22 protein-coding genes are annotated in these 19868 nt (G+C 39.9%); 9 read left to right on the top strand and 13 right to left on the bottom strand.

Translation table 11 applies throughout. From position 1 onward, the window contains the following. Positions 1-35: 35 nt before the first annotated feature. Positions 36-1664, bottom strand: a complete 1629-nt coding sequence (groL, locus tag GYM62_RS10225) for a chaperonin GroEL (protein WP_091655178.1) — start codon at positions 1662-1664, stop codon at positions 36-38. 36 nt (positions 1665-1700) lie between these two features. Beyond that, on the bottom strand, positions 1701-1979 hold the full coding sequence (groES, locus tag GYM62_RS10220; RefSeq protein ID WP_091655179.1) for a co-chaperone GroES: 279 nt from the start codon (positions 1977-1979) through the stop codon (positions 1701-1703). Between the two features lie 221 nt (positions 1980-2200). Here groES and GYM62_RS10215 point away from each other — a divergent pair, with 221 nt between their 5' ends. Continuing rightward, positions 2201-2911, top strand: coding sequence for a hypothetical protein (locus GYM62_RS10215; protein WP_219959336.1), 711 nt, complete (start codon positions 2201-2203; stop codon positions 2909-2911). An 11-nt stretch (positions 2912-2922) separates the two neighbouring features. Here the strand turns inward: GYM62_RS10215 and GYM62_RS10210 are convergent, their stop codons facing one another. The 9 genes from GYM62_RS10210 to GYM62_RS10170 all read right to left on the bottom strand — a co-directional run bounded on the left by GYM62_RS10210 (position 2923) and on the right by GYM62_RS10170 (position 11629). Continuing rightward, the gene (locus GYM62_RS10210) at positions 2923-3852 is read right to left on the bottom strand and encodes a sterol desaturase family protein (RefSeq protein WP_219959335.1); all 930 of its coding nucleotides are present in this window, start codon (positions 3850-3852) and stop codon (positions 2923-2925) included. Between the two features lie 145 nt (positions 3853-3997). Then, the gene (secG, locus tag GYM62_RS10205; protein ID WP_091655182.1) at positions 3998-4357 is read right to left on the bottom strand and encodes a preprotein translocase subunit SecG; all 360 of its coding nucleotides are present in this window, start codon (positions 4355-4357) and stop codon (positions 3998-4000) included. A gap of 10 nt (positions 4358-4367) precedes the next feature. Continuing rightward, complete coding sequence (locus GYM62_RS10200; protein ID WP_219959334.1) at positions 4368-5114, bottom strand: hypothetical protein; 747 nt, start codon at positions 5112-5114, stop codon at positions 4368-4370. Between the two features lie 31 nt (positions 5115-5145). Next, complete coding sequence (locus GYM62_RS10195) at positions 5146-5685, bottom strand: LptE family protein (RefSeq protein WP_219959333.1); 540 nt, start codon at positions 5683-5685, stop codon at positions 5146-5148. Further along, the gene (locus GYM62_RS10190; RefSeq protein ID WP_219959332.1) at positions 5669-6964 is read right to left on the bottom strand and encodes a sigma-54-dependent Fis family transcriptional regulator; all 1296 of its coding nucleotides are present in this window, start codon (positions 6962-6964) and stop codon (positions 5669-5671) included. The genes GYM62_RS10195 and GYM62_RS10190 overlap by 17 nt, the downstream gene beginning before the upstream one ends. Beyond that, positions 6961-8439 carry a tRNA (N6-isopentenyl adenosine(37)-C2)-methylthiotransferase MiaB gene (miaB, locus tag GYM62_RS10185; protein ID WP_219959331.1) on the bottom strand — a complete coding sequence of 493 codons (1479 nt, stop codon included), beginning with the start codon at positions 8437-8439 and terminating at the stop codon, positions 6961-6963. Before miaB ends, GYM62_RS10190 begins: the two co-directional genes overlap by 4 nt. Positions 8440-8524: 85 nt before the next feature. Further along, on the bottom strand, positions 8525-9625 hold the full coding sequence (dinB, locus tag GYM62_RS10180) for a DNA polymerase IV (protein ID WP_255590671.1): 1101 nt from the start codon (positions 9623-9625) through the stop codon (positions 8525-8527). Next, positions 9615-10850: an anthranilate synthase component I family protein gene (locus GYM62_RS10175; protein WP_219959330.1), complete on the bottom strand. Its 1236-nt coding sequence runs from the start codon at positions 10848-10850 to the stop codon at positions 9615-9617. Before GYM62_RS10175 ends, dinB begins: the two co-directional genes overlap by 11 nt. A gap of 56 nt (positions 10851-10906) precedes the next feature. Further along, on the bottom strand, positions 10907-11629 hold the full coding sequence (locus GYM62_RS10170) for a YceI family protein (protein ID WP_219959329.1): 723 nt from the start codon (positions 11627-11629) through the stop codon (positions 10907-10909). A gap of 125 nt (positions 11630-11754) precedes the next feature. Between GYM62_RS10170 and GYM62_RS10165 the strand changes: the two genes are divergently transcribed. The 7 genes from GYM62_RS10165 to GYM62_RS10135 all read left to right on the top strand — a co-directional run bounded on the left by GYM62_RS10165 (position 11755) and on the right by GYM62_RS10135 (position 17879). Further along, the gene (locus tag GYM62_RS10165) at positions 11755-12276 is read left to right on the top strand and encodes a gamma carbonic anhydrase family protein (RefSeq protein ID WP_219959328.1); all 522 of its coding nucleotides are present in this window, start codon (positions 11755-11757) and stop codon (positions 12274-12276) included. 81 nt (positions 12277-12357) lie between these two features. Continuing rightward, entirely contained in the window at positions 12358-12879 is a 522-nt protein-coding gene (locus GYM62_RS10160) for a hypothetical protein (RefSeq protein WP_219959327.1), read from the top strand. A 105-nt stretch (positions 12880-12984) separates the two neighbouring features. Next, the gene (locus GYM62_RS10155) at positions 12985-13698 is read left to right on the top strand and encodes an esterase family protein (protein ID WP_219959326.1); all 714 of its coding nucleotides are present in this window, start codon (positions 12985-12987) and stop codon (positions 13696-13698) included. A gap of 19 nt (positions 13699-13717) precedes the next feature. Further along, positions 13718-14674, top strand: coding sequence for a RimK family alpha-L-glutamate ligase (locus tag GYM62_RS10150; protein WP_091655190.1), 957 nt, complete (start codon positions 13718-13720; stop codon positions 14672-14674). A gap of 18 nt (positions 14675-14692) precedes the next feature. Beyond that, positions 14693-15811, top strand: coding sequence for a carboxylate-amine ligase (locus tag GYM62_RS10145; protein ID WP_219959325.1), 1119 nt, complete (start codon positions 14693-14695; stop codon positions 15809-15811). Between the two features lie 42 nt (positions 15812-15853). Continuing rightward, the gene (locus GYM62_RS10140; RefSeq protein WP_255590670.1) at positions 15854-16684 is read left to right on the top strand and encodes a type 1 glutamine amidotransferase; all 831 of its coding nucleotides are present in this window, start codon (positions 15854-15856) and stop codon (positions 16682-16684) included. A 4-nt stretch (positions 16685-16688) separates the two neighbouring features. Continuing rightward, positions 16689-17879, top strand: a complete 1191-nt coding sequence (locus GYM62_RS10135; protein WP_219959324.1) for a hypothetical protein — start codon at positions 16689-16691, stop codon at positions 17877-17879. A gap of 116 nt (positions 17880-17995) precedes the next feature. On the opposite strand, the gene pyrE is transcribed toward GYM62_RS10135, so the two are convergent. Then, on the bottom strand, positions 17996-18640 hold the full coding sequence (gene pyrE / locus GYM62_RS10130) for an orotate phosphoribosyltransferase (protein ID WP_091655192.1): 645 nt from the start codon (positions 18638-18640) through the stop codon (positions 17996-17998). 96 nt (positions 18641-18736) lie between these two features. On the opposite strand from pyrE, the gene GYM62_RS10125 reads away from it, so the two are divergent. Next, the gene (locus tag GYM62_RS10125; RefSeq protein WP_219959323.1) at positions 18737-19414 is read left to right on the top strand and encodes an NUDIX hydrolase; all 678 of its coding nucleotides are present in this window, start codon (positions 18737-18739) and stop codon (positions 19412-19414) included. Here the strand turns inward: GYM62_RS10125 and coaD are convergent. Continuing rightward, complete coding sequence (gene coaD / locus GYM62_RS10120; RefSeq protein WP_091655194.1) at positions 19411-19866, bottom strand: pantetheine-phosphate adenylyltransferase; 456 nt, start codon at positions 19864-19866, stop codon at positions 19411-19413. The two genes, GYM62_RS10125 and coaD, sit on opposite strands and share 4 nt — an antisense overlap. Between the last annotated feature and the right edge of the window lie 2 nt (positions 19867-19868).

Below are 19868 nucleotides of genomic sequence, written 5' to 3'. Positions count from 1 at the left end.
GGCCGAAGCCTCCTTTTAAATTTTATGGGGTTGAATTACATCATTCCACCCATTCCTCCGCCGCCCATTGGAGGCATTGCAGGACCATCTTCTTTAACGTCTGCTACTACACATTCGGTAGTCAAAAGCAATGCTGCGATTGAAGCCGCATTTTCCAAAGCAAGTCTGGTTACCTTAGTTGGGTCGATTACCCCCGCTGCGAATAGATCTTCATATTGATCTGTTCTCGCATTGTAACCATAGTTTCCTTTGTTTTCTCTGATCTTATTGATTACTACAGAAGGCTCGCCACCTGCGTTCAATACGATAGTTCTCAAAGGAGACTCAATTGCCTGTCTGATGATATTGATACCCGTGTCTTGGTCTTCGTTGGATCCTTTCAAATCCGCCAAAGCATCAACAGCTCTTACAAGAGCTACACCACCACCCACTACTACACCTTCTTGTACAGCAGCTCTGGTAGCATGCAATGCATCATCTACACGGTCTTTCTTCTCTTTCATTTCTACTTCTGTTGCAGCTCCGATATATAGGATAGCTACACCACCAGAAAGTTTAGCAAGTCTTTCCTGCAACTTCTCTCTGTCATAGTCAGAAGTAGTTTTTTCTATTTGAGCTTTGATCTCAGCGATTCTACCCTTGATTGCATTTGGATCACCAGCACCGTTTACCACAGTAGTGTTGTCCTTGTCGATGTTGATTTTCTCAGCACGACCCAACATATCAACAGTAGCATTCTCTAATTTGAATCCTCTCTCTTCAGAGATTACAGTACCGCCAGTAAGGATAGCGATGTCTTCCAACATTGCTTTTCTTCTGTCACCGAAACCAGGAGCTTTAACAGCAGCCACTTTCAGAGCACCTCTGATTTTGTTAACTACTAGAGTTGCCAATGCTTCTCCGTCTACATCTTCAGAAATAATTACCAAAGGCTTGCCGGACTGTGCAACTGGCTCCAATACTGGAAGCAACTCCTTCATGGAAGAAATCTTCTTATCATAAATCAAGATATAAGGAGATTCCAATTCAGCTTCCATTTTCTCAGTGTTGGTCACAAAGTATGGAGAAAGGTAACCTCTGTCAAACTGCATACCTTCTACAGTTTTAACTTCAGTTTCAGTACCTTTTGCTTCTTCTACAGTGATTACACCGTCTTTTCCAACTTTGTCCATCGCATCAGAAATCATCTGACCGATTTCTTCGTCGTTGTTAGCGGATACAGTAGCTACCTGAGCTATTTCTTTAGAGGTAGAAATCTCTTTGGAGTTTTCTTTCAATCTGGCAACTACAGCAGCTACCGCCTTGTCAATACCTCTTTTCAAATCCATGGGGTTAGCACCCGCAGCTACGTTTTTGATACCTACGTTGAAAATTGACTGAGCCAAAACAGTTGCAGTAGTAGTACCGTCACCTGCGTTATCAGCAGTTTTGGAAGCTACTTCTTTCACCAACTGAGCGCCCATATTTTCGATAGGCTCTTCCAATTCGATTTCTTTTGCTACAGATACACCATCTTTAGTAATGGTAGGTGCACCGAATTTTTTATCAATGATTACGTTTCTTCCTTTTGGACCAAGCGTAACTTTCACAGCGTCTGCCAAAGCATCAACGCCTTTTTTCAGTCTGTCTCTTGCGTCTGTATCGAAAAATAGTTCTTTAGCCATTTTCTTGATTTTTTAGTGTTTGTTCTTGTTGAATGATTAAAGGATCGCGAAAATGTCAGATTCTCTCATAATAAGGTAATCTGCACCATCTACGTTGAGTTCAGTACCGGAATACTTTCCGTACAAAACAGTGTCTCCAACTTTTACAGTCAAGGGCTCATCTTTTTTACCATTGCCAACTGCTACTACGGTACCTCTTTGAGGCTTCTCCTTGGCAGTGTCCGGGATGTAAAGACCGGATGCGGTTTTCTCTTCAGCTGCAGCAGGTTCTACTAGAACTCTGTCCGCAAGAGGCTTGATGTTCACTTTTGACATAGTTATGAAATTGTTTAAAGGTTAGTTTAAAATTCTATACTCCCTAATGAGCGATTCCTGTGCCAAGGGAGTTTTTCATGAAAAGTCTGACAAATCGGCTACATCCTGTCAGGTAGAGGACTGCCAATTCGAATTTTGAGCTACTTTTTGTCTGCCAAAATTTCCAAAAATGCTGGATAAAATGTCAGAATTCTGTAAATTTTCGTAAACCTATGTTGCCTATGAAAACATTGTCGAAAAACTGGATGACAGAAGGGCTGATTGATTTCGAATATAAGAAGTATCAATTGCTAGCCTATTTGCAGGAAACAGAAAAGCAGTTTAAAGCGGTTCGCCTGTATCCGCATTTAGGGGAGTTGATTGAGCATCATCGAAACCTCAATGAGTTTAAATCCGGGAAAAAGTCTATCTCTGACTTCTTTCCCAAGGCTCTTTCACATGTGGATTTGAAGCAAGTTAAACTTCACTACAAGGACCTGGAGAAAGAAGATCAGGTGCTGCAGGAGGTTAACCAAATTGCGGATTTCGCATTGCCTAGCATTGAGAAAAAAATCGTGGAGGGAAGAAATATCTATGATTATGTGGAAGATCAAGTGGAGTTTGAACCAGTAGGAATTCAGCCGATTTACAACAGGGAAGGCTTTGTTTTTCTGACAAGAGAGAAAGACTCTGATGTCTATGCATACAGGTATAAATCCAGTTTGCTCCAACTTGCAGGAGAAAAATTCCGAAGTATCAGCTTATGGCTTTTGGGTGTTTTTCAGAAAACCCTTGTCAAGACATTGGAAATGCTCAAATTGGAATTAATCCGGGAGGTAAAAGAATTGCCCAATCCAGCTACCTGGAGAATACATTCCCACCAGGCTTTTCCCATTGATGAAACGTTGATACCTATCAGTAAAAGGCTATTGCTTCAAAAAGTCAATTCATAAAAAAAGGAGGCCTAACTGGCCTCCACTAATTCTTTTTTCTTATCTATTTCCTTTTCTACAGGAACCAACTTTTTCTCTCGGTTGGCTATTACTTCAGCCCCAGGCTTGTCAAATAATATTCTCCAGGCTTCCTTAAAGCTTTGAGCTTTTCTTAAGTCTGAGAAAATATCTCTCCATTCATGAAATACCAGGTAAATAGGATTGTAAGAAGTTACCGGCTTGGTAATTCCATAATTAGGTCTTTCGCCTTCTGGCATGAAAGTACCAAACATTCGGTCCCAAATAATGAAGGTTGAACCATAGTTTTTATCCAAATAATGCTCATCACTAGCGTGGTGAACTCGGTGATGGGAAGGAGTGGTGAAAATGAATTCAACTACCGGGTGAAGTTTTTTGATGTATTCTGTATGGATCCAGAACTGATAGAGAACTGCTATTTGATGGCAAATGAAGAATACAAATGGATCAAAACCCATGAACATCACAGGGAAAAAGAAAATGATTTTAATATGCTGTGTCCATCCCAAACGAAAGGAAACGGATAAGTTATATTTAGATGAATTGTGATGCGTGATGTGTGTAGCCCACCAGAATCTCTGTTCATGTGCAACTCTATGTGCCCAATACCTGGCAAAGTCAATTGCGATAAAGCAAAGGATAAAAGACCACCAAGTCGCCGGGATTTTGAAAGGGGAGATGTTGTAGAAGAACAAAGCAGAACCAAAGGTGGCCAATTTGATCATCGCGCTGATGCCTACATTGACAAAACCAATAGTGGCTGCCGCAAAGAAATCTTTGGCGTCGTATGAATCTTTCTTTTGATACCAGCTAATTCCCCATTCTAAGAATACCAGGAAAAACATGATCGGAGCAGCCCATAAAATGAGATTAGGCCAGCTTTCTAGATTAAGATCCTCCACTCGGAGTGTTTGATTATTCATAAAGGATAATTTGGTTGAAGCAGCAGATTTTAAAGAACGGTGATTAGCTATCCGCTGAAAAAACGCTTATCTACTAAATTAAATAAAAAAGTCCGCCTTATGAAGGCGGACTCTAATTATATTCTTAAATGGTCTTAATTTTCCATTATTGGTTGGAACTGCTGTCCGGAGTGGTAGTCTCGGCTGGAAGAACGCTTTCACCCTCGGTATCTCCGAATGCCGGAGCAACTACTTGCTGCTTCGCACTTTCAATATTTGGTGATGCGAACTGATTTGGCTGGCTTCCAGTGTAGAAAGCTGAAGATGCCAAGGAAAGAACCAAAATTGCAATTGCCAATACCCAAGTGGCTTTTTCAAGTACATTCCCTGTACGAGTTACACCCATGATTTGGGAAGCACTTCCACCGAAAGCTGCCCCAACTCCACCTTTAGAATTTTGTCCTAAAATCACAAGGATCAAAAGAACTGCTAAGATTAGGATAATGGTGATTAATAAGGTAAACATATATTTTTAATTAAGATTTTTTCAGATTTTCAATCAAGTCCGCAAAGTAAGCCCTTTTATCCGGAAACTTCAAACTCAATTTCTTATAAATTTCAATGGCTTTTGCCTGTTTATCTTGCTTTACCAAGAGTTTGGCATATGATTCTGAAATCAGATTGTCATTAATTTTAGTGCTTTCTGCAGCAAGATTTTCTGTATTTTGATTGGCCTCTATTTCTTTAATGGTAGCCAGCTTGATATCCTTTTTGCTGAACGCCTTAATCAGGTCAATTTGTTCCTGCTTTTTGGAATCGAGAATTTGCTTCTTCTCTTTCTTTTTGATCGTTTCGATCAAATCTTCTCCCGCTCCCAGTCTTTTAACTCGCTTTTTAGGCTTTTCAGGGCTTTTTGGCTTCTCAGGTTGGGGAGCAGTACCTTTCAATTGATCACCCAATGCTTTTAAAGACTGGGTTCTGCTCGCTTGATCAGGTTTTTCAGGCTGGTCTTCCGGAAGAAGATCGTCTTTTCTGGACCCTGTATCGCTTGCACTTATTTTTTGTTCTATCAGTTTTTTCAACCAAATCCTATCCGGACTGGTGATTGCAGCCATTCCCAAAGCGCTAGATTTGGATTTCTTTTGAAATTCATACCTGGCTATCAAAACATGAGGGATTTGAAAATAAGGAAAGTTTTCCTGCACCTTCTTCAATTGGAGGATATCACTCTTCTCCAAGGAGTCGGCTTTTTGGATTATTTCTTGAAATTGGCTGGCGTTCACTTTCTGGCTTTTGGGTGAAAATATAGAAAATTTACCAATTTGCTACAGTTGCAGTAAATACATCCTGTATGATGTTTTTGAAAATTTCCTCGATTAACTGACTTTCTACATCCAAAAAGGTAGTATTTCTCGAGTCATAATCCTGGAAAAAGGAAAAACTTCTTTTAAGATTTTCTTCTTCATTGGTTAGGTTGATATAATCAACTTCTACTGAAATGGTTAACCGCATTTGTCCAGCTCTATCAGGCACGTTTGGATCCCCACTAGATACCGCTGCTTGTGGTGTGAGTGTATAACTTTTGATTGCTCCGGAAAATTGCAAATCTCCATTACTCCTTACTAATTCCAGTTGGGTATTCCTCTGATAATATTCTTTCAGACTTTCTGTAAATAGCTGCTCCATATTTGCCGGACCACCACCAGAATCGTTGAAGAAATTATCAACAGAGAATGTCTTCACCAATTCATAATTAATGTTGGTTCCGGTAAAGCTGTATTTGACCGAGCAGCTTTGGAATAATAGAAAAATCAATCCCAGTACTAGGCCAAGGTTCTTATTGATCAATTTCATATTGCTTGATTTTTCTGTAAAGGGTCCTTTCAGATATTCCCAAATCGCTCGCCGCATACTTTCTTTTATTGTTATGCTTTCTTAACGCCCGAAGAATCATTTCCTTTTCCTTTTTCTCCAAAGAAAGTGAATTGTCATCTTCTTCGTGAATAATATCTTCAATTGCTTCGTCCTCGTACTCATCGGTATCTACAGAAGAGGGCTTCTGAGATTCTAGTACCAGTGGAACATTGTAATTGGGACTGTTGTCGCTTTTGTTTTCAGCCGGAGCTAAATTGCTCTCCATATCCTCAAACAGCCCGCTGTGTTTTTGAATTATACTTTGGTTTAAACCACCGCTTTGATAAGACTCCAATACCAATTTTTTGAGCTCATTCATGTCCTTTTTCATATCAAAAAGAACCTTGTAAAGAATATCTCTTTCTGAAAAATCCATCCCTTCGCTTTTTCCCTGATTATTAGGGAGCGTCATAGGGAGGCGGGAATTTTCTGCTGGTAAATACCTGGATAAGGTTTCTGCATCTACCTCTCTTTGCTCTTCCAAGAGGGAAATTTGTTCAGCAATATTTTTCAGCTGCCTGATATTTCCGGGGAAAGGATAGCGCATCAATAAGGTTTGCGCCTGCTCATCCAGAGAAATAGGCTTAACATGATATTTTTCAGAAAAGTCAGAGGTAAATTTTCTAAAAAGTAAAACCACGTCCTCTCCACGCTCTCTCAAAGGCGGGACATAAATTGGAACAGTGTTTAACCTGTAGTAAAGGTCTTCCCTGAATTTTCCTTTTTCTACTGCCTTTAATAAATTGACATTGGTGGCAGTGATGACGCGGACATTCGTCTTCTGGACTTTTGAAGAACCCACTTTAATGAATTCCCCATTTTCTAAAACCCGAAGTAATCTCGCCTGTGTTCCCAATGGCATTTCTCCTATTTCATCCAAGAAAATAGATCCTCCGTCTGTTACCTCGAAATAGCCTTTTCTAGCTTCATGAGCTCCGGTAAATGATCCTTTTTCGTGACCAAATAATTCAGAATCAATGGTTCCTTCCGGAATCGCTCCGCAGTTGATCGCGATAAACTTTCCATGCTTTCTGGTAGAAATGGAATGGATGATTTTTGAAAAACTCTCCTTACCGCTCCCACTTTCTCCGGTAATCAAGACCGTCATATCTGTAGGAGCAGCCTGCATTGCTACTTGAATGGCATGGTTCAGTAGGGGACTGTTTCCTATGATTCCAAACCGGAGTTTGACGCTATGTATCTCTTGGGCTGTGATCATGCAAAGTTTGGATTTACTTCCAAAACTTCTCCGAACAGTGTTGCGGGAGAGCAGTCTGTAATTTTCACTTTGACATAGTCACCTATTTTCAACCCTGCAGCTGGTACGATGACTACCTTATTTGCAGAATTTCTACCTTTCAGCTCATCCTGAGACTTTTTAGAAGTCCCTTCGATCAATATTATTTGTTCTTTCCCTAAATCCAGCTTGTTTCTTTCAAATGAAATCTGACTTTGCTTGGAAATGATTTCTGCCAATCTTCTTTTCTTGACATCCAAAGGAATGTCATCTTCATATTTCTTAGCGGCTAGAGTTCCTGGTCTTTCAGAATAGTAGAACATGTAGGAAAAGTCATATTTCACTATATCCATCATGGTCAAGGTATCCTGATGCTCTTCTTCAGTTTCGGTACAGAAACCTGCAATCATATCAGAAGAGATACCGCATTCCTCACCAAGGATTTCACGGATAGCCTGCACTCTATTCAAATACCATTCTCTATCGTAAGTTCTGTTCATAAGTTCAAGAACCCGGCTGTTTCCTGATTGAACAGGCAAGTGAATGTATTTACAGATATTGTCGTGCTTTTTAATGGTATACAACACCTCATCAGTAATATCCTTAGGGTGGGAGGTAGAAAATCTTACTCTCAAAAGAGGACTCACTTGGGCAACCATCTCCAACAAATTGGCAAAATTGACCACCTCTGTGACATCACCTTCTTTTTTATTGAGACGTGCTTTGTTGTTTTCTTCAGGAGACCATTTGTAGGAATCTACATTTTGACCTAAAAGTGTGACTTCTTTATAACCCTTATTAAAAAGATCCTGAGCTTCTGCAACAATAGAATGTGGGTCCCTACTTCTTTCTCTTCCTCTAGTAAATGGTACCACGCAGAAGGAACACATATTATCACAACCTCTCATGATAGAGATGAAGGCCGTCACTCCGTTGGAATTTAACCTTACTGGTGCAATATCGGCATAGGTTTCCTCTCTGGATAAAAAGGTGTTTACCCCTTTTCTTCCATCCTCAGCAGCATTGACTAAGTTAGGCAAGTCTCTGTAAGCATCCGGACCGACTACTACGTCTACTATTTTTTCTTCCTCAAGTAATTTATCCTTCAGACGCTCAGCCATACAGCCTAAGACGCCAATAGTCATTTCAGGCTTATGTTTTTTAACAGCATTGAAATGATTCAATCTGTTTCGGACTGTTTGCTCGGCTTTTTCACGGATAGAGCAGGTATTCAAAAAGACCACATCAGCCTGCTGAAAATCCGAAGTCGTATCGTACCCATTTTCTTTCATGATGGAAGCCACGATTTCTGAGTCAGAAAAATTCATCTGACAGCCATAGCTCTCAATGTAGATTTTCTTGGATTTACCGGTATTTTCCTCAACGGTGGTTTTATAATCGACTGCTTGCTCCTCTTCTCCAGTGATAATGTCGATATCTTTGATCAGTTGGTCCATGTAGTATTTTGAATCTTAAGGGATGCGAAATTAACAAAAAGCGGACAAAATGGCAGATTTCTTAACGATATTTATTAATAAGTGTTTATTCAAATGGAATCCTCAATTGCTCTCCAAAATGAGTCTGTTCTTCTGTAATGTTGAGGTTGGAAACTCCCAAGCCCAGTAAGCGCACCGCTTTGGGGATTTCTTCCTGGTAAAGTAATTCCTTTGCTATCTCCCAAATCAGTTCTTTTTCAGGATATTGTTCCAAGGTTTTACTTCGAGTTTGCTGGGTAAAATCAGAATATTTCAGTTTCAAAGTAATCGTTCTGCCTTTGACTCCGGACTTCTCCAGCCTTCGCATAACTTCTTCAAAAATTGGAAAAAGTTGTTCTTCCATCTCCTGAACCGTAATCAAATCCCGGTCAAATGTATTTTCTGCGCTTAGAGATTTTCTGATTCTATGAGGCTGAACCTCGGAGAGATGGATTCCTCTCACAATGTTATAATAGTGTAAGCCTGATTTTCCGAATTTTTTGGTTAAAAACTGAAGGGAAAAGTCCTTAAGATCTTTGCCGTTATGAATCCCGAGTTTTTGCATCTTTTCGGTTGTGACCTTTCCAATTCCGAAAAACTTCCCAATCGGTAACTTTTCTAAAAATTCTTCAGCATCTTCTGGAAGGATGACCGCTTGTCCATTTGGCTTATTGAGATCGGAGGCAATTTTCGCCAGAAATTTATTGTAAGAAACCCCAGCGGAGGCATTCAAGCCGGTTGCCTCTTTGATTTTTGCCCGGATTTGCCTAGCTATTAGAATGGCGGACTTGATGTCTTTTTTATTTTCTGTGACATCCAGAAAGGCTTCGTCCAAGGAAAGGGGTTCTACCAAATCTGTGTATTCGTAGAAAATCTCACGAATTTGATATGAAATCTCGCGGTATCTATCAAACCTGGCTTTGGCAAAGATGAGATGAGGGCACTTTCTTGATGCCAATACGGAAGACATGGCCGAGTGAATTCCATATTTTCTAGCCTCGTAGCTGGCAGCAGCCACTACGCCACGCGCGGCATTTCCACCAACTACCAGCGGTTTGCCTCTCCATTCCGGATGATCCAACTGCTCCACTGAAGCATAAAAGGCATCCATATCCACATGGATGATTTTTCTGATTTTTGTTTGCTCTATGCTGTTTTCAAGATCCACGTAATACCTCTAAAAGCGCGCTGGCCTTGAGCAGACACTCCTCGTATTCCTGCTCTGCTTCCGCATCAATGGTGATGGCGCTACCTACTGCAAAATACAGTTTCTTAGTTTCTAAATCAGTAACTATACTCCGGATAATGACTGAAAAATCGAAATCTCCGTTTTCCTGAATTATTCCCAAAGCGCCGGAAAACCAGCCTCTTTGGAAGTTTTCAAATTTTTCGATCAGCTCCATGGTGCTGATTTTTGGTGCACCAGTCATACTTCCCATGGGGAAGGTCGCCTGAAGAATCTCCTTCAGGCCTATTTTTGGTAAAAGATTCGATTGAACAGTACTGATCATCTGATGAACTTTCGGAAATGAGTATACACCAAATAGTTCAGGTACATGAACAGATCCAATCTGAGAGACTTTGGATAGATCATTGCGCATCAAATCGGTGATCATCAGATTTTCTGCTCTTTCTTTTTCACTTTGAAGCAGGATTCTTTTGTTAGCTTCATCTTCCTCTTTATTCTTTCCTCGTTTGGAAGTTCCTTTGATGGGCTGGGCAATCAATCTGGATGCTTCTTTTTTCAAGAATCGCTCAGGAGATGCCGAGATTAGGTACTTTTCCTTGGACTTAAAAAGGCCTGAGAATGGCATAGGTGAAAGCTGCATGAGTTTGAAAAAACTGATAATTGGGTCAAGTTTTTCGAAAGAAGCTTGGTATGCTATGCAGTAATTCATCTCATAGGTATTTCCTTCTATGATTTCATTTTGAATTGCTTCAAAAGCGCGGATGTACTCCTCTTTCGAAGTCAAAGCTTGAATCTCTGTAGGGGTAGAGTCAATTTTAGGGTTTGACCCTTCCATTGATTTTTCAGGTAGAGCTTGGTTAGAATAGATTTTGTCTCCGTCCCAGGTGATTCTGAGTTCAGCTTTGAAAAAAGTTAGATCAGGAACTTTGACTAAAATAGGATTCTTGCTGCTGAGTTTTTCCAGCTGATTTTTGTAATCGTAAGAAATGATTCCTGCTGCAGGGTAATTTGAATCTTCCCATAAAGAATCATCCTCTAAAGCAGTATTACCTGCCAGAATTTGATCCGGAAAAGTGCCCTCGGGATAGTCATGCCCGTTTCCGAACGTAAGACAATAAAAAGCATAATTCTGGTCAATCCATTTGATCAGCTTTTCAATGACTTGATCCGATTGGATGGGATATTCAAAAAGGTCGTTTTTCACAGATACAAAAAAAAGAGGAATTCGTTCGAATTCCTCTTTTTAAGATTAATTTCTGATTAGTTAGCTTTTACGTCCAACTGCAAAGAAACAGTGTTATAAATAAACTGATCTTTTGCTTTGTCTACTGCATTGGCTTCGTCACCATAGGATAATCCCCAAGCTGTTCTGTCAATGTTGAATCCAGCTTTTGCCATTACCGCACCATTTTCAATAGTTACAGCAGCAGGGAATTTGATGTTTTTGGTAGTTCCTCTCATGGTCAAATTACCGCTAATCCAATGAGTTGGGTTTTCTGGAGAAAGCTCAGAAGCTGCCTTAGGAGTGTTGTCAGTCTCGAATTGCTCCTGATCTGCTACCATGTCGCCAGCGGCAAATGGTTCTACGCCTGTGATTTCAAATGTTGCTGTTGGATAGTTTGCAGCATCAAAGAAATCTGCGGATTGCAAGTGTCCCCAAAGTTTTCCGTAATCTTCTGAGCCATCTTCCAAATCTTCGATTTTCAATCCTTTGATGTCAAAAGTGAAAGATCCACCTGTGATTTCTGAACCTTGAACAGTCAAAGTACCAGTTGTAGCAGGAATTTTACCGAAATGCTGGCCTGCAGGCTTGTAACCTCTCCAAGCGATAGAAGTAGAGGCAGGATCCAAAGATAGGGTAGAACCTTCACCTTCAGCTACTTCCTGAGCATCGGTAGTTTCTACTGTGTCACCTGGTTTGCTACAAGCGAATGTAATCATTGCAGCGGCTAAGAATAGTCCGGTTTGTTTGATAAACTTCATAATGGTTTGATTTAGTTTCTTTATTTGATGTATATACACGGAAACTCAAAATTGGTTAAAAAGTTCACGGAGTTCAAAAAAAATTATCAATTTTTGTTTTTGAGTCAAACAAAAGCCCGAAAGTGATGAAAGCATTGATTATGGAAGTGAACGGTAAATCTCCACAAATGGGGAAAGAATGTTGGTTGGCACCTAATGCCACCTTGGTAGGAGATGTGATCATGGGAGATAATTGCACAGTATGGTTTAATGCCGTCATTCGTGGAGATGTTCATGAGATCAGAATTGGAAATGATACCAATATTCAGGATGGAGCAGTAATTCACTGTACCTATAAAAAAGCTGGTACATATATAGGTAATCGGGTTTCCATTGCCCATAATGCCATTGTTCATGGATGTACAATTCATGATGATGTTTTGATTGGAATGGGGGCTGTGGTGATGGATGGAGCTATTGTGCATTCTGGAGCCGTGATTGCTGCTGGAGCAATCGTATTAGCCAATACGGTTGTTGAGGCCAACAGTATTTATGCGGGCATGCCAGCCAAAAAGGTAAAAGATACCGGACCTGAAATGTTGGAAGTTATTGAGCGTACTGCCAAAAATTATCCCATGTACTCCAAATGGTTTTCAAAAAATGAGTGAGTTAACCGGATTTTTTTGATTTGGATCATTTTTAAAAGCGGCTGATTTTCTTACTTTTAACAAACTTTTAAACTACTTTTTATGACTAAGTTATTGGATTTTGTAGGCAAGAAAAACCACTTAATAATTTTGTTTGCCTTGGTAATTCTCTTCAACGTTCTCCTGTCTTTTTTTATGCCAAAAGATCAGGCTCTTGACCTAAAGTTCGCTTATACTTTCGGAGAGGCCTACCAATCGATTGAAACCATGGATCTGGAAACCAGGCAAATTTACCGTCTTGGAGTTTGGACGCTGGATTTTCCTTACATGATTTTGTATTCTCTGGCGTTCTATGGTCTACTGTTTAAAATCTGGGGAAATAGGGGATTCATCAAGCTTCCTTTTCTGATTGCATTAATGGATTTGGGCGAAAACCTTTTGGTAATAAAGATTTTAAATTCTTTTCCTGATGTGAATAAAAGTATGGCGATTTTGGCCTCTGTTTTTACGACTTCGAAATGGATTTTAGTGGGTGTACTAATGCTTTTTATCTTGGGAGGCCTTTTTAAAATTCTACATTCTAAAGCCCTTTCCAAAGAGGAGAGGGAGGAAGTCAAGGCATAATTCATTCTTTCAATACTCTTTCTCTGAGGTTCTTTGCTTTTGGGGAAATTTTTGAATAGTTTTTACCAATAGACCTATCAACTCATCAGGTCTATTTGATTATTTATGAAAGAAGAATATATAAAGTGGTATTCGCCAAACCTTCACAGGGATGTGCAAATGCTGGTTTTTGGTCATGCAGGATATCCTGTTGTAGTTTTTCCAACTTCCAAAGGCTCGTTTCACGAAAATAAGGACATGGGTTTGATCGGCTCAGCTCATTGGTATTTGGAGCAGGGTTTGATTCAGATTTACTGTCCTGAGAGTAATGATGCTCAGTCTTTTTATAATAAAAATATACACCCTCACGATAGAATTCAGAATCATATAGCTTATGATAAAATGATTTGTCATGAAATCGTGGAAAGGATCAGACTGAATACCTCAGTAGCAAAAGTGGTCATGGCGGGATGTAGTTTTGGAGGATATCATGCTGCCAATTTCGCTTTTCGGCATCCCGGCTATGTGAGCCATATGTTCAGTATGTCTGGGGCATTCAATATCCGGGATTTTATGGACGGATATCATCATGATGATATTTATTACAATAGTCCTCTAGAATACCTACCCGGCTTGATGGATGGGGAGCTCTGGAATATGGACATAGTTTTAGGCACTTCCAATTGGGATATCTGCTTTGATGCTAATCTCAAGCTTAATGAATGCCTGAAAAACAAGAATTTGAATCATTGGCTGGATGTGAGGCAAGAGCGTCATCACGACTGGCCTTTGTGGAAAGAAATGTTTCCCCATTATCTCAGTAGAATAAAATTTAATTAACCCTTTGGTATAAATAGCAATGAAAAAAATCGGAATACTTTTCGGAATGGAAGATACTTTTCCTCATGCTTTTGTGGAGAGAGTCAATCAAAAGGCAGAAAAAGGCATAGTCGCTGAAGCTGTCAAAATTGATAAGGTAGTACAAAATCAACTGACTGATTACGCTGTCATTATAGATAGAATATCTCAGGACGTACCCTTTTACAGAGCATATTTGAAAAATGCTGCTTTGACCGGCACCGCAGTGATCAATAATCCTTTTTGGTGGAGTGCAGACGATAAATTCTTTAATAATTGCCTAGCAGATCAGTTGGGAGTTCCATTGCCGAAAACTGTTTTATTACCGTCAGCTGAACACCCAACAGACACTACCAGTAAGTCATTTAGAAATCTGGCAGCTCCTCTGGACTGGGATTCCATGTTCAATTACATAGGCTTTCCGGCTTACATGAAACCTTACGCAGGTGGAGGCTGGAAAAATGTTTATAGATTGGAAAACAAAGAAGAGTTTTTTCAAAAGCATCCTGAGACCGGGCAATTGGTGATGTTGCTGCAGGAAGAAATTGTGTTTGATGAATACTTCAGAGTCTATTGTTTGGGAGGAAAGGCTGTTCGAATCATGCAGTATGAACCCCGAAATCCTCATCATCTTCGCTATGTAATTGATGGGCCTCCTGCCTCCAAAAAGCTATTGGCAAAAGTGAAGGAATATACCCTAGCTCTATGTAAAGGATTGGGATACGATTTTAATACCGTGGAATTTGCTGTTCGGGACGGAATCCCTTATGCTATTGATTTCGGTAACCCTGCACCAGATGCAGATATCAATTCGGTTGGTCAGGAAAACTTTGACTGGGTAGTGGAAGAGGCTGCGAAAATGGCGATCAGCTACGCCAAAGCCCAAAAGCCGGGGAAGATGAATCTTACTTGGGGAACTTTCATGAGAAATTCTGTAGAAGCAGCCAAGCGCTTCTAAAACTCAAACCAAAAGCCTATGTGCGCTTCAATCAAAAAGCTTCCCCCCTTTACCTTGGGCGTGGAAGAAGAGTATCAAATCATAGATCCCAAAACCAGAGATCTCAGGTCCCATATGTCCAAAATTGTGGATGGAGGGAAGATAGTGCTTAGGGAACAGGTGAAGGCTGAGATGCATCAATCTGTGGTCGAGGTTGGAACCAATATCTGTAAAAACGTAGGAGAGGCCAGAAAGGAAGTTTCTTATTTGAGGAATAAAATCTCCGAATTGGCAGCAAAACAAGACTTGGTAGTAGGTGCCGCGAGTACACATCCATTTGCTAAGTGGCAAGATCAGGAGATTACTGATGATCCGCGCTACCATAATATTGTGAATGAGCTGAAGGATATTGCCAGGTCCAACTTAATCTTTGGACTTCATGTGCATGTGGGAATAGAAAATAGAGAAGTAGCCCTTCAATTGATGAATCAGGCTTGCTATTTTTTGCCCCATATTTACGCATTGACTACAAATTCACCCTTTTGGGAAGGAAGAAATACGGGATTCAAAGCTTTTAGAGCCAAGGTTTTCGCTAAGTTCCCGAGAACCGGATTACCGGAATACTTTGATTCGGTACAGTCTTATGACAACTTTCTGGAAATCCTCGTCAAAACCAATTGCATAGATAATCCCAAGAAAATCTGGTGGGATTTGCGCATGCATCCATTTTTCAGCACAATAGAATTCCGTATTTGTGACATGTGCCTTACGGTTGATGAGACAATTTGCATCGTAGCCATTATTCAAGCGGTAGTGGCTAAGCTTTACAAGCTTTTGATGAGCAATACCAGCTTTAATATTTACCGAATTGCACTGATTAGAGAAAACAAATTCAGGGCTGCCCGAAATGGAATAGAGGGACAGTTGATTGATTTTGGCAAGAAGACCGAGGTGCCTACTACCGAACTGATCATGGAATTGCTTGATTTTATTGATGATGTGGTAGATGAGTTGGGAAGCAGAAACGAAATCGAATATGTGCATACCATTTTGAAAAATGGAACAGGCGCTGATCAGCAATTGGCTGTTTTTGAAAAGACCAATGATTTAAAGCAAGTAGTCGATTATATCACGGGCAAGTTTAACCAAGGGATCTAATCATTTGCGTACCTTTGTAGCTGGAATTTAAATGAATTAAAGGTGGGTAAGCGAAAGTTGCAATTGGCTATTTTGGATATGTATGATGGGGAACCCAATCAGGGAATGCGCTGTATCCGAGAAATCGTGGAGCGCTTTTCCAAGGAAGTTACCTATAAGATATTTGATGTAAGAGGAAAGGCTGAGATTCCTGAAATCAGGGATTTCGACCTGTTTATTTCCACGGGAGGTCCAGGGAATCCACTGGAAGGAAATGGCTATTGGGACTTGAAATACTATGATTTTTTGGACCAGGTTTGGATTTGGAATCAAAACCATAGTAAAAAGAAATACCTACTGTTGATTTGCCACTCTTTCCAGATGGCCTGCAAGCACTTTGGTTTGGGGGAGATTACGATGAGAAAGTCTACCTCTTTTGGTGTAATGACTATTCATAAAACTGCCGATGGGATCAAAGATCCATTGTTCCAGAATCTTCCCAATCCTTTTTGGGCTGTGGACAGCCGGGATTTTCAGGTTGTTCAGCCGAAAATGAGAAAATTCAAACTTTTGGGTTCTCAAGTGATCGCTTTGGAGAAAATCCGAAATCACGTAGAGTATGAGCGAGCCTTGATGGCTATTCGATTTTCTGAGGAAATTGTGGGAACTCAATTTCACCCGGAAGCAGATCCAGTTTCCTTTTTAAACCATCTAAAAAAACCTGATGTAAGGGAGAAAATAATTGCATTAAAAGGTAAGGGTAAGTTTAGAAGCATGTTGGAGGATTTGGTTGACGAAGAGAAAATCTACAAAACCAATGAAACATTGATTCCGAATTTCCTTGCTAATTCAATTCGAAAATTGACCAATCGCTCCGTGGAAGTGATGATATAATAATATGATAGAAAAATTCAGGCGTTTATTTAATCAGCATTTTTCAGAGGAATCTTACGCTGAATTTTTAAATTCCATTGACAGGGATTTTGATCATAGGCCGACTTTTAGAATCGCGGAAACTCCTTTTTTTATCCCAGAGGAGTTTCAAAAGCAATTGATTGAAGCGAGTCAGGAGGTTATTCGATTCATCAAAAGGCCTGATTTCAAGCAATTGACCCAAAAAGCGATTGACCTGAATGTTTCTGTGCCCAATGAGGATGCACATACCCAGTTTTTGGCCATTGACTTTGGTGTCTGCATGGAGGATGGGAAATTGACTCCCAAACTGATTGAAGTACAGGGTTTCCCTTCTGTATTTAATTTTCAATATAACCTGAATCAAAAATTTCAAAGGACCTATCCATTCCTTTCCGAATTGACACCCTATTTCCCTGGAGTAGATTCTGAAAAGTATTTAGAAATTCTCAAAAAAGTGGTCCTCGGGGTACATAAGCCGGAAGAAGTAATTTTATTGGAAATCGAACCTGAAAAGCAGAATACTAAAATTGATTTTTATTACTGCAAAAAGGATTTGGAAGTACCATTTGTTTGCGTTACTCAAATTAGAAAAGAGGGAAAGAAATTATTTTATACAGACGACAAGGGGAAAGAAATTCAGATAAAGAGAATCTACAATCGGGTAATCTTTGACGAACTCAATGCCAGACCTGATTTAAAGATGCAATTCAGCTTTGAAGAGGAATTGGATGTGGAGTGGGCAGGACACCCTAATTGGTATACAAGAATCTCAAAATTCATTTTACCATATCTGAGTGGGCCGTACTTTATTGAGACCACCTTGCTAAGTGAGTTAAAGGAAATTCCTGAGGACTTGGAAAATTACGTATTAAAGCCTCTTTTTTCTTTTTCTGGAGCCGGAGTAATATTCAATGTGAGGAAGGAGGATATTGAAAAAGTGAAGCAGAAGGATTTGTATATTCTTCAAAAGAAAGTGCAATATGAACCCGTAATTCAATCTCCAACAGGAGGAGTAAAAGTAGAAGTAAGAGTCTTGGCGCTTTGGCCAGAAAATGATGAATCTCCAACTTTAGTGGGGAATTTGTCCAGGTTAAGTAGGGGAGAAATGATAGGAGTGAAGTTTAACAAAGACAAAGATTGGGTAGGAGGTTCAATTGGATTTTTCGAAAAGTAAATGCCTGTCTTTGTGTTTTTGAATCCTAAAAGGTTTGAAAGTCCCTAAAAAAGAAAGTCAAAGCCTGAGAAGACTTTGACTTTTTCATTAGAGAATAAAGTGTCCCATATTGGTGCTTAAGGGGTCCAGTTAGCAGGATCTTTTCTCCAAGTTTCAAGGGATTTTAAAACCTCATCACTGATATACTTCTTTTCTACAGCTCTAGGTAACATGGCTTCATAATTTGACAATACCACCAATTTGATCCCTGCTTCCTCGAAATTATCATCCGCAACAGAGAATCCATAGCTAAATATTGCTACCATCCCCATTACTTCAAATCCGGCATTTTTCAAATCCTGTACCGCTTTCAAGGAACTTCCCCCTGTAGATACCAAATCCTCAACGACCACTACTTTTTGTCCCGGTGTTACTTTTCCCTCTATCATGTTTTCCATTCCATGTCCTTTAGGTTTGGAACGCACATAGATAAATGGAAGCTTCAGATCATTGGCAATCAGTGCTCCTTGTGGAATACCTGCAGTAGCAACTCCCGCAATGGCTTCTGCTTCCGGATAAAAATGTTGGATACTTTTCACCAGGTTTTCCTTTATCAAATCTCTGACAGCGGGGAAAGAAAGTGAAAGTCTATTGTCACAATAGATGGGGGATTTCCATCCTGAGGCCCAGGTAAAGGGCTTTTCGGGTTGAAGTCGGATAGCTTGGATTTGCAAGAGTTGGTCTGCTACTTCAGCAGCAATTGAAGAGTCTAAAATTTCCATGCTTCAAAAATAAGTGAATATGATGGTTTCGGGTTGTGGTAAGTGATTTTTTTATGCATTTTTGGCGCTTACCCAATCAACAGTACTGATTCTTCCATGAGAATTTTTGTAAATGATAAACCAATGGATTTGATCGGTTTCGAAGATCTGAATCCTAAGAAGAAGTTTGATGCAATTTTTTCGGATTCTGAAGAACTTCCGCCTGCAAGTCAGTGGCAGGAAGACATCCTTTTTCAGGAGCCCTCACATGATTTGATTATCAAAATCCTCTATCAACTTCGTACCCGTAAACTCAAAGATCTGGACTCTGTCACTTTGGTAAGCAGGAATAAGGATGAGTTGAAAAAATTTGTCAAGAGTAGATTTTCCATAATCAAAGCAGCAGGGGGTATAGTGACCAAAAAGAATCAGATTCTACTCATTTTTAGACTAGGTAAATGGGATTTTCCGAAGGGGAAATTTGAAAAGGGCGAAACCCCTAAAGAATGTGCTGTCAGAGAGGTGGAAGAGGAATGCGCCATTCATGTTAAGGCTGGAAAACCTATTTGTAATACTTGGCATACCTATACTCAAAACCGAAAGAGTATTTTAAAGAAAACCTATTGGTTTGCGATGGAGTGCGTATCTGATACTGAGATGAAGCCTCAAAAAGAAGAGGGTATTGATGACATTCGCTGGTTTCCGGAAGCAGAGACAAAAACAGCTTTAATCAATTCATATCCTTCAATGAGATGGCTTTTCAAGCATTTTCTCAAAGAGCACTTTAAGCATTAAATAGAGTAGGGTAGAAACTCGCTCACATCGCCACCATATCTATGTACCTCACGAATGACAGTAGAGGAGATTGCTGCGAATTGAGGGGTGGTGATTAAAAAAACGGTTTCCAGATCTTCGTTGAGGTAGCGATTCATCTGAGAAATGGTATTTTCATATTCAAAGTCTGTAGTATTTCTCAGACCTCTTATTAAAAAGTTTGCTCCGTGTTTTTTGGCTAAAGTAGAGGTCAGTTCATTGTAAACAATCACTTTCACATTAGGCATATCTACATAAACAGATTCAATTTTTTCCACCATCAGATCAATATCGAAGTATCGATTTTTTTTGGTTGAATTGTAACCGATCCCGATAATAACCTCATCAAAAATATCCAGGCTGCGGATGACAATGTCATGATGCCCTTTGGTGTAAGGATCAAAAGAACCGGGGAAGATTGCTACTTTGCTCATAA

Origin of the sequence: Algoriphagus sp. NBT04N3 (assembly GCF_019443765.1) — a bacterium.
Taxonomy (GTDB): Bacteria; Bacteroidota; Bacteroidia; order Cytophagales; family Cyclobacteriaceae; genus Algoriphagus; species Algoriphagus ornithinivorans.
Note: the sequence above shows the minus strand (reverse complement) of the source record. Positions and strands in the feature narration are given on the sequence as shown.